12 protein-coding genes are annotated in these 12,689 nt (G+C 69.7%); 6 read left to right on the top strand and 6 right to left on the bottom strand.

From position 1 onward, the window contains the following. The first annotated feature begins 74 nt into the window (after positions 1-74). The 3 genes from AC3EQ1_RS17270 to AC3EQ1_RS17260 all read left to right on the top strand — a co-directional run bounded on the left by AC3EQ1_RS17270 (position 75) and on the right by AC3EQ1_RS17260 (position 3,793). Positions 75-1,091: a hypothetical protein gene (locus AC3EQ1_RS17270; RefSeq protein WP_432095199.1), complete on the top strand. Its 1,017-nt coding sequence runs from the start codon at positions 75-77 to the stop codon at positions 1,089-1,091. A 27-nt stretch (positions 1,092-1,118) separates the two neighbouring features. Beyond that, positions 1,119-1,961 (top strand): DUF3558 domain-containing protein, encoded by an 843-nt coding sequence (locus tag AC3EQ1_RS17265; RefSeq protein ID WP_432095198.1) that lies wholly within the window; start codon positions 1,119-1,121, stop codon positions 1,959-1,961. A gap of 326 nt (positions 1,962-2,287) precedes the next feature. Continuing rightward, complete coding sequence (locus AC3EQ1_RS17260) at positions 2,288-3,793, top strand: DUF2637 domain-containing protein (protein WP_432095197.1); 1,506 nt, start codon at positions 2,288-2,290, stop codon at positions 3,791-3,793. A gap of 154 nt (positions 3,794-3,947) precedes the next feature. Here the strand turns inward: AC3EQ1_RS17260 and AC3EQ1_RS17255 are convergent, their stop codons facing one another. Next, positions 3,948-4,178 (bottom strand): hypothetical protein, encoded by a 231-nt coding sequence (locus tag AC3EQ1_RS17255; RefSeq protein WP_432095196.1) that lies wholly within the window; start codon positions 4,176-4,178, stop codon positions 3,948-3,950. Positions 4,179-4,457: 279 nt separating this feature from the next. After that, positions 4,458-6,212: a lysine--tRNA ligase gene (gene lysS / locus AC3EQ1_RS17250; protein WP_432095245.1), complete on the bottom strand. Its 1,755-nt coding sequence runs from the start codon at positions 6,210-6,212 to the stop codon at positions 4,458-4,460. 243 nt (positions 6,213-6,455) lie between these two features. On the opposite strand from lysS, the gene argS reads away from it, so the two are divergent. Further along, the gene (argS, locus tag AC3EQ1_RS17245; RefSeq protein ID WP_432095195.1) at positions 6,456-8,222 is read left to right on the top strand and encodes an arginine--tRNA ligase; all 1,767 of its coding nucleotides are present in this window, start codon (positions 6,456-6,458) and stop codon (positions 8,220-8,222) included. Positions 8,223-8,347: 125 nt separating this feature from the next. Here the strand turns inward: argS and AC3EQ1_RS17240 are convergent, their stop codons facing one another. Together AC3EQ1_RS17240 and AC3EQ1_RS17235 are read right to left on the bottom strand one after the other, a co-directional pair. After that, positions 8,348-8,902: a Uma2 family endonuclease gene (locus tag AC3EQ1_RS17240; protein ID WP_432095194.1), complete on the bottom strand. Its 555-nt coding sequence runs from the start codon at positions 8,900-8,902 to the stop codon at positions 8,348-8,350. Further along, positions 8,899-9,321 carry an ATP-binding protein gene (locus AC3EQ1_RS17235; protein WP_432095193.1) on the bottom strand — a complete coding sequence of 141 codons (423 nt, stop codon included), beginning with the start codon at positions 9,319-9,321 and terminating at the stop codon, positions 8,899-8,901. Before AC3EQ1_RS17235 ends, AC3EQ1_RS17240 begins: the two co-directional genes overlap by 4 nt. A gap of 268 nt (positions 9,322-9,589) precedes the next feature. Between AC3EQ1_RS17235 and AC3EQ1_RS17230 the strand changes: the two genes are divergently transcribed. Beyond that, positions 9,590-10,441 (top strand): helix-turn-helix domain-containing protein, encoded by an 852-nt coding sequence (locus tag AC3EQ1_RS17230; RefSeq protein ID WP_432095192.1) that lies wholly within the window; start codon positions 9,590-9,592, stop codon positions 10,439-10,441. A 13-nt stretch (positions 10,442-10,454) separates the two neighbouring features. Beyond that, the gene (locus tag AC3EQ1_RS17225; RefSeq protein WP_432095191.1) at positions 10,455-10,649 is read left to right on the top strand and encodes a DUF397 domain-containing protein; all 195 of its coding nucleotides are present in this window, start codon (positions 10,455-10,457) and stop codon (positions 10,647-10,649) included. A gap of 81 nt (positions 10,650-10,730) precedes the next feature. On the opposite strand, the gene AC3EQ1_RS17220 is transcribed toward AC3EQ1_RS17225, so the two are convergent. Then, positions 10,731-11,825 (bottom strand): hypothetical protein, encoded by a 1,095-nt coding sequence (locus AC3EQ1_RS17220; RefSeq protein ID WP_432095244.1) that lies wholly within the window; start codon positions 11,823-11,825, stop codon positions 10,731-10,733. After that, the gene (locus AC3EQ1_RS17215) at positions 11,825-12,454 is read right to left on the bottom strand and encodes a hypothetical protein (RefSeq protein WP_432095190.1); all 630 of its coding nucleotides are present in this window, start codon (positions 12,452-12,454) and stop codon (positions 11,825-11,827) included. Before AC3EQ1_RS17215 ends, AC3EQ1_RS17220 begins: the two co-directional genes overlap by 1 nt. Between the last annotated feature and the right edge of the window lie 235 nt (positions 12,455-12,689).

Here is a 12,689-nt window from a genome sequence, read left to right as displayed (position 1 = left end):
GCGTGCGGTACACATTGTGTCCATTGGCCGCGGAAGGGCGGCAACCAGTTTTTGCCCGAAGGGAGCCGAGGACCGTGCAGCGAAGGTCGTACGTACCGGGTGCCGTGCTGCTGACGGCCCTGCTCACCGCGGGGCTCACCGGCTGTACGGGCGCCTCGGACGGCGACACCCCGGAGGACTCCAAGCCCGGCGGGCCGTCCGCCTCCGCGCCCGACGCGGAGCCCGGCAGATACCGGACCCTCCCCGAGCCGTGCGGGGCCGTGAGCACCGGCACGCTGCGCGCGATGCTGCCCGGCATCGACGACCTCACGCAGGAGGAGCGGAAGAAGGCCTACGACGGCCAGGCAGCCGTGACATTCGACACGGACCGCCGCGTCGGCTGCCGCTGGAAGTCCGTCTCGGACGCCGGCACCCGCCACCTCAACATCGACTTCGAGCGGATCGTCTCCTACGACGCCGCCGTCAGCGACGACGACCGCGCCCAGGAGCTCTACGACCGGAAGGCCACCGCGGCGGGCATCCCCGCGGCGTCGCCGTCCGGCGGCCAGAACGCGGAGAGCCAGGACAAGCCGTCCGCCTCCGCCTCCGAGTCCGCCGCCGAGGGCGCCGACAAGGCCGAGGGCGCGAGCCGGAGCTCGGGCACGGACAAGAGCACGGGCAGGACCGGGGGCTCCGGCGGGAGCGGCGCGTCGGCCGACGGGAACGACGCGTCGGAGGACGCCGCCCGCAAGGACGGCGCCTCGGCCGAGCCCGGCGCGAAGGACACCGCGAAGCCCGGGGCGAAGGACGGGTCCGAGTCGGGCGGCAAGCCCGGCAGCGGGAGTTCCTCCGCCCCCGCGGACGCCGGTCCCGACACCGCGCCCCGCCCGCTCGACGACCTCGCCGACGTCGCCTACCTCGACGACCGCCTGGCCACCGCCGACTCCGGCGTCCACCGCGACGTCACCGTGGTGTTCCGGGCGTCGAACGTCATCGTGACCGTCGAATACGACCAGTGGTCGGCCACCCAGTCCGACCAGCCCGACAGCCAGGACCTGCAGAGCAAGGCCCAGCGCCTCGCCCAGGAACTGGTCGGGCGCATCAGTGAATAGACCTGTCCCCCGATGAGCGAAGGAATCATGCACAGAACAGGCACGCCACTCGCCCGTCTACTCGCCTGCGCGGCCGTCGTCCCGGTGATGCTGGTCGCCGGCTGCTCCTCGGACTCCGGCTCCGGCTCCGGCTCGAAGAACACGGGCTCGGGCGCGTCGAAGTCCTCCGAGCCCAGCGCCGAGCCGTCCGTCGAAGCGGCGAAGTACGCCAAGCTGCCCCAGCCCTGCAAGGCGCTGTCCAAGAAGACGGTCGAGGACATCGTCCCGAAGGCCAAGGACGCCGGCGGCACGACGGGCGAGTCCGACGACAGCAACGCCCGGGGCCTGTGCTCCTGGAACGGCCTCGACGGCTTCCAGTACCGCTGGCTCGACGTCGCGCTGCAGCGCTTCGACTCCGACCGGACCCTGGGCAGCGGCGAGAGCCGCGCCAAGGCCTCCTACGCCAAGCAGGTCGACGCCGCGAAGGGAGCCGCCGGCGAGAAGGGCGCCAAGGGCCTCAAGAGCGGCACCGCCGCCGGCGTCGGCGACGAGGCGGCCACCTTCCGCTTCGAGCTGGAGAAGGACAAGGAGGACTTCCGGAACCAGACCGTCGTGGTCCGGACCGAGAACGTCGTCATCACCCTCAACTACAACGGCGCCGGCTACGAGAGCGGCAAGACGCCGAAGGGCGAGGACCTGCTGAAGGACGCCGAGAAGGCGGCCAAGGAGGTCGTCGCGTCGGTGGCCGAGGCCAACGGCGCCGGCGCCCCGGCCGAGTCCGGCAAGGACGACGCCGAGAAGGACGACAAGGGCGACACCGAGAAGGACGATTCCGACAAGACCGGCACGGATCCGTCCGGTTCGGACAAGGACGACTCCGACAAGGCCTGAGCCGACCACTCCTGAGGTCGAACGAGCCTGAGGTCGACCGAGCCTGAGGCCGACCACGCTTGAGGCCGACCAAGCCTGAGTTCTTGAGGTCGACAAGGCCTGGCGCCGGCCGGACCGGCTCCGGCAGCGCGGACTCCGGCGAGTCCGGCTCCGGCAGGTCCGGCTGCGGCAGGTCCGGCTGCGGCACGTCCGGCTCCGGCGCCTGAGCCGCATATCACCGAATACGCCGACAGCGGTGCCCGGGTTCCCATGGACCCGGGCACCGCTGTTCGTACGCGTGTGCCAGAGTGTCCGCGCCTGATGCCGACCGTTGGAGGGGATCGCGGGTGGCCGCGACGCAGCTCACACGCACACATCGCATACTGATCGGCGTGGTCGTCGCCGGCGCGATCGTGATCGCGGCCATCGGCTTCGCCGGTTCGTACTCGGCGGTGCGCGAGCTCGCCGCGAAGAAGGGCTTCGGCAGCTTCTCCGCCTTCTTCCCCATCGGCATCGACGCGGGCATCGTCGTCCTGCTGGCCCTGGACCTGCTGCTGACCTGGATCCGCATCCCGTTCCCCCTGCTGCGGCAGACGGCCTGGCTGCTGACCGCCGCGACCATCGCGTTCAACGGCGCTGCCGCCTGGCCGGATCCGCTCGGCGTCGGCATGCACGCGGTGATCCCCGTCCTCTTCGTCGTCGCCGTCGAAGCGGCCCGGCACGCCGTGGGCCGGATCGCCGACATCACCGCCGACCGGCACATGGAGTCGGTCCGCGTCGCCCGCTGGCTGCTGGCCTTCCCCTCCACCTTCCGGCTCTGGCGGCGGATGAAGCTGTGGGAGCTGCGCAGCTACGACGAGGTCATCCAGCTCGAACAGGACCGGCTGGTCTACCAGGCCCGGCTCCGCGCCCGCTACGGCCGCTCCTGGCGCCGCAGGGCACCCGTCGAGTCCCTGATGCCGCTCCGGCTCGCGCGGTACGGCGTGCCGCTCTCCCGGACCGGCGCCGCGGGGCTGGCCGCCGCCGGCATCGACCCGGCGGTCCTGCCGGCCGGCGGCCCGACCGCGGACCGCACCGGGCAGGCCGCGCTGCCGGCGTCCGGGCCCGACAGCCGGCCCGACGGCCCGGAGCGGGCAGACGGGCGGTCCGACGGTCCGGAACGGGCCGACGACCACACCGCGGTGTCCGCGCCGGACGGGACGGACGGCGGCGCGCGGCCGCACCCGTACACCGCGCCGCAGGACCCGGCGTGGGGCGCCGCGCCGCGGGACGAGGCCGGTGCGCCCTCCGGCGAGCAGGTGCCCGAGGGGTCGCAGATGCCGCAGGTGACCGTGCCGGTCGCGCCGGGGCGGGTCCGCGCCCTGCGCAACGCCCAGCTCACCGGCTACTCGGCCGGGACCGGCGCCTACCCCGCACCGCACCGGGACGCGCCCCGACCGGAGGGGCCGCAGCAGGACGGGCAGGAACGGGACGCACGGGGGGACTCACCGGGCGACGCCCCCGGTCGGGAGGCGCCCCCGCGCGAGGCGGCCCAGCCGCGGGACCCGGCGCCCACGCCCGACCACGAGCTGTTCGTCGACCCGTTCGCCGGCACCGGGACCGAAGCCGACGACCCGGTGGCCGGTCTGCCCGACGACGTACCGCGCGACGAGGCGTACTTCACCGCCTACCGCCAGTACGTCGCGGAGAACGAAGTCTGGCCCGACACCCGCCAGTTCGGCCGGTACCTGCTGGACCGGTACGGCGTCCGGGGGCGCAGCGGCGGCCCCCTGAGCGAGAACTACCTGCGGGGCTACACCCGGGAGTTCCGCGACCGGCTGCGGATGGAGATGCAGACCGAGCACTCCCCGTGAGCCGCCGGGCCGGGAGGGCGGGCCCGGAGAGCCCGACCCGACCGACCCGCATGGCCCGGAGCGGGCGCGCCTGATCCGACCGGACCGCTGGCCCGCGGGCGCACCCGGTCCGGCCGGTCCGCGGGCCCGGCGCGGCTCGCCGTACCGTCGCCGGTCAGGCGGCTTCGGCAGCCGCCCGGCTCCCCTTCAGCGTCATCGCCCCGCCGACCGCAATCGCCGCGCCCAGCACGGTGATGCCCAGGTAGGCCGCGGACGACAGCGACGCGAGGTGGTGGAGCCAGCCCCAATGCGTGTCGAAGAAGCTCTGCGAGACGCAGCCCAGCAGCCCCTGGACCGCGATGAGGAAACCAATGCTCTGAAGGACGTATCCGATGGTTGTTCGCACAAGGTCAATGATCTTGTGCTGGCGCGTTCCCGACGTCCTCCCCGTGGCCGAAATCCGCGGTACGCCGAAGGATGCAGTGCCCGGGTGCACTGGCCGAAAACGGGGCGCCGATCCGGCCCAGAAGCGTCCGGACGCACGAAGGACCGTCACCCCTCCTCAGGTTGACGGCCCTCCGACGACTTCACGGCCACGACGCCGAACGCGGCAGCGCACCACACCAGCGGTACGCGCGCCGGACGGCACGTACCGCACCCGGCAGTACGCTCGCGCCCGCCGCCGTTACGCGCCGAGCAGCTTCCGCACCCGGTCCGCGCCCACCGCCAGCAGCAGCGTGGGCAGCCGCGGCCCGGTGTCCCGTCCGACGAGCAGCTGGTACAGCAGCGCGAAGAACGACCGCTGCGCCACCTTCAGCTCCGGCGTCGGCTTGGCGTCGGGCTCCAGACCGGCCTGCACCTTCGGCACGCCGTAGACCAGTGTGGTCAGGCCGTCCAGCGACCAGTGCTCGTCCAGCCCGTCGAGCAGCAGCCGCAGCGACTCCCGCTCGGTGTCGCCGAGCGCGGACAGCGCCTCGGTGTCCGGCTCGTCCCGGACCCGGGTGCGCTGCTCGGCCGGGACCTGGGTGGTGATCCACCGCTCGGCCCGGTCGAGCCGCGGCCGCGCGTCGTCCAGCGAGCCGACCGGGTTCTCCGGGTCGAGATCGCGCAGGATGCGGAGCGTCTGCTCGTCGTGGCCGGTGGTGATGTCGACCACCGAGGCCAGCGTCCGGTACGGCAGCGGGTGCGGCGTGCGGGGCAGCTCACCCGCGGCCGTACGCACGGCCCGGCCGTACGCGGCGGCGTCCGCCGGCTGGGCGCTCTCGTCCCCGATCCTGCGGTTGAGCGCGTCCCACTCGTCGTACAGCCGCTGGATCTCCTGGTCGAAGGCGATCTTGAAGGACTGGTTCGGCTTCCGGCGGGCGTACAGCCAGCGCAGCAGCGGCGCCTCCATGATCTCCAGCGCGTCGGCCGGGGTCGGCACCCCGCCCTTGGAGCTGGACATCTTCGCCATGCCGCTGATGCCCACGAACGCGTACATCGGGCCGATCGGCTGCTCGCCGCCGAAGACCTCCTTGACGATCTGCCCGCCGACCACGTACGAGGAGCCCGGCGAGGAGTGGTCGACACCGGACGGCTCGAACACCACGCCCTCGTAGGCCCAGCGCATCGGCCAGTCGACCTTCCAGACCAGCTTGCCGCGGTTGTGCTCGGAGAGCCGGACCGTCTCGGAGTGACCGCACTGGCAGGTGTAGCTCAGCTCGGTGGTCTCTTCGTCGTAGGCGGTGACCGTGGTCAGGTCGCGGTCGCAGACGGAGCAGTACGGCTTGTACGGGAAGTAGCCCGCCGCCGCCGTGCCGTCGTCCTCGCTCGCCGCGCCGGAGCCCTCGGCCGCGGCCTCGGCGGCAGCGGCGTCGGCCTCGTCGACCTTGCCCTTCTGCTGCTGGGGCTTCTTGCCCTGGGCGCCCTTGGCCTTGTCCTTGTCCTTCGTCCGGTAGCGGTCGAGGACGGCGTCGATCCGCGCGCGCTCCCGCATCGCGAACAGGATCTGCTCGCGGTAGGCGCCCGAGGTGTACTGCTCGGTCTGGCTGATCCCGTGGAACTCGATGCCCAGCTCTTCGAGCGCCTTGATCATCGGCGCCTTGAAGTGCTCGGCCCAGGAGCCGTACGGGCTGCCGGGCGGGGCCGGGACGCTGGTCAGCGGCTTGCCGATGTGCTCGGACCAGGACGGGTCGACGCCGGCCGGCACCTTGCGGAACCGGTCGTAGTCGTCCCAGGACAGGATGTGCACACAGTCATGGCCGCGGCGGCGGATCTCGTCGGCGACCAGGTGCGGGGTCATGACCTCGCGGAGGTTGCCGAGGTGAATCGGCCCGGACGGGCTGAGGCCCGAGGCGCAGACGATCGGTTTGCCCGGGGCTCGTCGCTCCGCCTCGGCGATGACCTCGTCCGCGAAACGGGAGACCCAGTCGGCCTCGGTGCTCTGAGCCACGGTTGGCACTTCCTTCTTCCTCTGCTTCCTCATGCTCGAAAGCCTGGCGAGCCCATTGTCCCAGACGGTCCGGGACGGGCGGACGGGGTTTCCGCCCGGCGGGGCGGCCCGGCACCGGCCGGCGGGCGGACCGGCCCCCGCCCCGGTCACGGCCCGGCGCGGCGGCCCCGGTTATTGCCTGGCGGAGCGGAGGCGGCAGCGTGGGATACTGGCCGGAATCCCCTTCCCCCACGACGGAACGGTACGCAACCCATGGCCTCGGTCCCCTCCCTCGCCGCTACGGTCCACCAGCGCGTCGCGGACGCCCTCTCGGCTGCACTGCCGGAGGCCGGCGCCGCCGACCCGCTGCTGCGACGAAGCGACCGGGCGGATTTCCAGGCCAACGGGGTGCTGGGGCTCGCCAAGAAGCTCAAGGCGAACCCGCGGGAGCTGGCGGCCCAGGTCGTCCAGGGCCTCCCGGCCGACGGCGTCCTCGCCGACGTCGAGGTCTCCGGCCCCGGCTTCCTCAACATCGCGATCACCGACGCGGCGATCGTCTCCACCCTGGCCGCACGGGCCGCCGACGACCGGCTGGGCGTCCCGTACGCGGACAACCCGGGCACCACGGTGATCGACTACTCCCAGCCGAATGTGGCCAAGGAGATGCACGTCGGCCACCTCCGCTCCACCGTGATCGGCGACGCGGTCGTGCAGATCCTGGAGCACCGGGGCGAGACCGTGGTCCGGCGCCACCACATCGGCGACTGGGGCACCCAGTTCGGCATGCTCATCCAGTACCTGATCGAGCACCCGCACGAGCTGGACCACGAGTCCGACGCCGCCGACGGCGAGGGCGAGGCGGCCATGTCCCGGCTCAACCGCCTCTACAAGGCCTCGCGCACCCTCTTCGACTCCGACGAGGAGTTCAAGACCCGCTCCCGGGACCGGGTCGTGGCGCTCCAGTCCGGCGACACCGAGACCCTGGACCTCTGGCACAAGATCGTCGACGAGTCGAAGCTCTACTTCCGGGGCGTCTACGACAAGCTCGACGTCGAGATCGTGGACGAGGACATCGTCGGCGAGAGCGCCTACAACGACGACCTCCAGGCCGTCGTGAAGGACCTCGAGGAGTCGGGCGTCGCCGTGCGCTCCGAGGGCGCGCTCTGCGTCTTCTTCGACGACGTGAAGGGCCCGGACGGCAACCCGACGCCGCTGATCGTCCAGAAGTCCAACGGCGGCTTCGGCTACGCCGCCACCGACCTCGCCGCGATCCGCAACCGCATCGGCACCCTCAAGGCCGACACCCTGCTGTACGTGGTGGACGCCCGCCAGGCGCTGCACTTCCGGATGGTCTTCGAGACCGCCCGCCGGGCCGGCTGGCTGCCGGAGGGCGCCGCGAAGCAGCTGGCCTTCGGCACCGTGCTCGGCAAGGACGGCAAGCCGTTCAAGACCCGTGAGGGCGAGACGGTCCGGCTGGTCGACCTGCTCGACGAGGCGATCGAGCGGGCCACCGCGGTCGTCCGCGAGAAGAGCGAGAACCTGGGCCTCTCCGAGGAGGAGACCGTCGAGCGCGGCAGCCAGGTCGGCATCGGCGCGGTGAAGTACGCGGACCTGTCGACCTCGATGGCCCGCGACTACATCTTCGACCTGGACCGCATGGTCTCGCTCAACGGCGACACCAGCGTCTACCTCCAGTACGCCTACGCCCGGATCCAGTCGATCCTCCGCAAGGCGGGCGACGTCGCCCCGGCCGCCCACCCGGAGCTCCCGCTGGCCCCGGCGGAGCGCGCGCTGGGCCTGCACCTGGACGAGTTCGCCGAGGTGCTGTCCTCCGTCGCCGAGACGTACGAGCCGCACAAGCTGGCCGCGTACCTCTACCAGCTGGCCTCGCACTACACGACATTCTACGACCAGTGCCCGGTCATCAAGGCGGAGACCCCGGCCATGGTCGAGAACCGCCTGTTCCTCTGCGACCTGACCGCCCGCACCCTGCGCCAGGGCATGTCGCTGCTGGGCATCCGGACGCCCGAGCGGCTCTGACGCTGCACGGACCGACGCCTCACGCGAACCCCGTCCCCTGGCTCAGGGGGCGGGGTTCCGCGTGTCCGGAGGTGGCACGTCGGCGCCGGGAGCCGTTCTTGACGCGGCTCAGCGGACCAGGAGCCTCAGAAGTCGACGGTGTCGAGGGCCAGACCGAACGGCTGCGGCAACTGCACCGGCGTACCGAACGGAAACGGCCCCTCCGCCCGCGTGTAGCCGAGCTCCCCGGGCTCCGAGAACAGCGTGCACGTCCGCTCCTGCCGGTCCACCAGGAGGTACAGCGGAGCCCCGTACTCCGCGTACCGGCGGCGCTTGACCGTACGGTCCGTCTCCGCGTTCGACTCGCTCGTCACCTCGACGATCAGCAGGGTCTGGTCGGGCAACAACGCTCCCCCGCCCTTGGCCACCGACCGTTCCACGACGGCGATGTCCGGCACATACCAGTTGCTGCTGCCCGGCAGGTCGAGGTTGCCTGACCCGGCCACACACTTCAGCTCCTGCACCCTGGGCGCGATCTGCAGCCGGACGGCGTCGGCTGTCGCTTCGTGATCCCAGCTCGGCGTCAGCAACTCGGATAACCCGTCGACCACTTGAACACGGTCGCTCCCGATGCGTGCGGCGCCGTCGGCGAGGGCTGGCCCGGCAGGTGCGTTCGACTGTGCATCCGGCACCTGGCTCATCCTTCCCCCAACTCGAACCAGAGCAGCTTGCCCATGAGCCCGCACTGCGACTCCCCGACCGCGAACCCGCCCCAGTCGTCGGCGCACATCCGCACCAGCGGCAGCCCGCGCCCTCCCTCCTGCTCCGGCCCCGGAGGGTCGTAGGCATCGCGCCCGGGGAGCGTCGGATCGGTGTCCCACACGCTGACCCGCAGCAGCTTGCCGTCCCGGCAGATCCGCATCGAAGCGGGCCCCGGAGCGTACCGGTGGGCATTAGTAACGAGTTCCGACGCCAACAGCTCAGCGGTGTCGGCCGGTTCACGGATGTCATAGGCGTTGAGGATCGTTCGCAGGGTACGTCGGGCGATGCGTGGGGCGATGGGGTCGTGCGGGATCTGGAGGGTGTAGTCCCAGTCGAGTCCCTGCGAGGCGCGGATCATGCAACTCTCCTGTGTGCGGGGATGGTTGACCCACGCGAGCCCGACGCCGTGCGGTGGCTCTGCCGCTTCCCCCAGGGCATACCTGTGCCAGGGCAGCAGGACGGGGAGGGATACGGTGCACTTCCGGACGGACGGCGACGCAACGTGAGTGACGTGCCACACACGGTAGAGGATTCAGGGGTACCTGTGCTACCAAGTTCGGAAAACTAGTACTCCCTAGATTCTCTGGGCTGACGGCGTCAGACTGTGATCGACCGAGGAGAGGTGCATGCCACCGAGAAGTTCCCCAACACCCCGTCAACAGCGACTCGGGGTCGAGCTCCGCAAGCTGCGAGAACGCGCAGGGCTCTCCCCCACCGAGGCCGCCGCTCTTCTCGGGGTCGACCGCGCCAAGATGAGCAGCATCGAGACGGGGAGGGTAGGGCTCAGTGCGGAGCGGGTCCGCACACTCGCCGGTCACTACTGCTGCACGGACGAACCGCTCATCGCGGCGCTCGCAGCAATGACCGCCGGCCGCATGCGGCACTGGTGGGACGAGTATCGAGGTGTTCTGCCCAACGGTTTCCTCGACCTGGCCGAACTCGAACACCACTCCATCCGGATGCGCACCGCGCAGACAGCCACGCTGCCCGGCCTCCTCCAGACGGCCGACCACGCGCGAGCGATCTTCGCGGAGTCCGCTCCGCCCCTACCGGCTCACGAAGTCGAGCACCGCGTCTCCCACCGCATCAAACGCCAGGCGGTTCTGGACGGGGCCGACCTCACTCACTATTCGGCGACCATCCACGAAGCCGCCCTGCGCATGCAGTTCGGGGGCACCGCCACCGCCCGAGCCCAACTCGGACACATCATGGAGATGAGCGAGCGGGACAACATCACCGTGCAGGTCGTTCCGTTCACAGCCGGCGCATTCCCTGCGCCCGGCCAGACCATCTTCTATGCGACCGGTCCGGTACCCCAACTCGACACCGTTCAACTCGATGAGGTGCACGGACCCGTCTTTCTCGACGCCACGGCCCAGCTGGACAAGTACCGCAACATCCTGAACCGGCTGGAGGGCCTGGCTCTGAAACCCGATACATCGCGCGACTTCATCAACGAGATCGCACGAGATCTCTGAAAGGCGAACTGCAATGACGAATCCGAACTGGCAGCAGTCCTCCTACTGTCAGGCTGCGAACAACTGCCTCAACCTGGCTGCCGGCCCCGACGGAACCATCCTCCTCCGCGAGAGCGAAGCCCCCGACGTGATCGTGACGACCACCCCGGACAAGCTCAAGGCCTTCATACTCGGGGTCAAGGCGGGAGAGTTCGACCACCTCGTGTAGCCGGCACCCTGAACAGCAGTGCCCCGCCCTCCACGGGCGGGGCAGCGCACATCGTCTGGAGCCTCCAACTGCCCCGAAGGGTCAGCGGTCCACAGCCTGCAGCTCCTGGACGTTCACATCCTGTGTGGTCTCGAAGGTGCCGTTCGGCAGGTCGCCCTTCGCGCCACCGGACCCTTCCCAGGAGACCTCCCAGGTCACGGATGCCTTCATGGCGTACGGCTTCCCGCTCGTCGCTCGCAGGTACGTGATCCCGCACGGCGGCGTCTTGTCCCCTTGGCCCTTCGTGTACGGGGTCCCGATGCTGCCGTCGCCATTGATCGCGCACTCCCCCGAGGCGGGGTGGAGTTGGGCGTCCTTGGTTCCCGGTTCCAAGTGCAGCCCGACCGGCTTGGCCGTGGTCTCCGCCCACAGTCCGGTACCCGGCAGCTCGGCACGGACCTTGACGTCCTTGAACTTCCCCTTGTCCAGCCACGCCCAGGTGGGCAGGTTCACGGTCGACCGGGCCTTGGGATTCAGCTCGACCTCGGTGTCCGGCACGCGGATCTTGTCGTAGGCGTAGGAGGCAAGAACCTTCGGGGTCGGAGCATTCTTATCGTCCGGGACCGTACCGGCGTCCTGCCAGAACATGATCCGGCCGCAGTCCCAAGCCCTGTTATCGGTCTCGTACCCCTTGCGGACCACACTGCGCCAGAACATTCCATCTTTACCGAGATTATACTTCTTGTAGCCTTTCGTCTTGCTATTCGGCGGCTGATCGGGACCCAGGTTCTCTTGCGCAATTCCCTTGTCGTAGTGATCCACGAAGAAACTGGCATCCCACCACTCGTGTGGATTCACATACCCCCCCTTGTCACTCTCGACTGCTCTCTTGAGCCGCTCAGGGGAGAACGTGGGTTCGTACCAACACACCGGAGGCTCCCAGTTGGGATCAACGGAGGACAGCTCACCAGACGGCGCCTTGGAGGAATCTGCCCCAGAGCCCTTGATCACGATCTGGGACTGGGAGACTGATGCCATCAGATTCCGACTGTCGGATCGTCCGCCAACGGGCGGCTGCTGCTCACGCCCTGTTTCGTCCCCCCTACCACCGCCAACTGCGAGGGCTTGAGAAGGGGTCAGCAGGGCAGCAGCCGAGAGGATGAAAACGGCCCCCATGACGGCCGGGCGTCGGATCATCACGCCCGGCACCCTCCCCGCACGGACTCCACTGCTGAAGTTTCCCACACCCCGTGGGTGTTCTTGTCCAATCGTGTCCTGTATTGGACCTTCGATTTACTACCCTTCGGGGTGGTTTCAACCTTGCCATTTTTGAGATTCCGCGTGTACCCCTTGGTCTCATCCACACAGTAGGAGAGGACACCGAATCCCTCGTTGCTCATGTGAACCTGAGGGTCAAAGGCGCGAACCGCTCCGAGCAGGGTCAGATCCTTGTAGTCCCTGACCCACCGAGGACCGGACCTCGCGGCTTGCCCAACATCATAGAATGCGAAATTCTTGTCGTGCGGGTCACCCGCAATAATGGCTGCGTAACCAGCACGCAAGCGCTCCTTGCCATCATTCAGGATCGCTTGGAGTTTGGGGTCGCTGTTCGTCCAGCCTTCGAAGTCAGCCTTGAAGTGCTTCAGCTTGATCTCAGGGCGACCGGCTGCATGCGACGCCGGGGCGGACGCCGACGGCCCCTCCGCCCCTTCCTCCGCGCCATTGATCTTGTCGTCCTTCGGTCTGCCGTCGCCACCTCCACAAGCCGTCAGCACCATGGCGGCGGCGATCGCAGTTACGGCGACGGACAGGCTTCGGGCACTCAAGAGCTTCCCCTTCTAGGCGGTGACAAGGAGTACCCACACTAGTACGGCACGGAGTTGATGCCGAGTGGGGCCCTTCGAGTCATTCATCCCGAAGAGTTACGCTTTGACTCAATGCCACGCATGCCGCGCCCTCGCGTGAACCGGACCGTAAATACCCACACTCGGCAGATATGCGCAACCGTCACCACAGGCCGGCCGGCTCACATGCCTTCCGGTGCTGACGATGCATGGAGCG

This window comes from Streptomyces sp. bgisy100 (genome assembly GCF_057709105.1).
This window is presented reverse-complemented; position numbering and strand designations above follow the sequence as displayed.

Bases quoted from the DNA above. Each gene is read 5' to 3' on its own strand.
- AC3EQ1_RS17265 (WP_432095198.1), top strand. From the start codon at position 1,119: ATGCACAGAACAGGCACGCCACTCGCCCGTCTACTCGCCTGCGCGGCC.
- argS (WP_432095195.1), top strand. From the start codon at position 6,456: ATGGCCTCGGTCCCCTCCCTCGCCGCTACGGTCCACCAGCGCGTCGCG.
- AC3EQ1_RS17240 (WP_432095194.1), bottom strand. From the start codon at position 8,902: ATGAGCCAGGTGCCGGATGCACAGTCGAACGCACCTGCCGGGCCAGCC.
- AC3EQ1_RS17235 (WP_432095193.1), bottom strand. From the start codon at position 9,321: ATGATCCGCGCCTCGCAGGGACTCGACTGGGACTACACCCTCCAGATC.
- AC3EQ1_RS17230 (WP_432095192.1), top strand. From the start codon at position 9,590: ATGCCACCGAGAAGTTCCCCAACACCCCGTCAACAGCGACTCGGGGTC.
- AC3EQ1_RS17225 (WP_432095191.1), top strand. From the start codon at position 10,455: ATGACGAATCCGAACTGGCAGCAGTCCTCCTACTGTCAGGCTGCGAAC.
- AC3EQ1_RS17220 (WP_432095244.1), bottom strand. From the start codon at position 11,825: ATGATCCGACGCCCGGCCGTCATGGGGGCCGTTTTCATCCTCTCGGCT.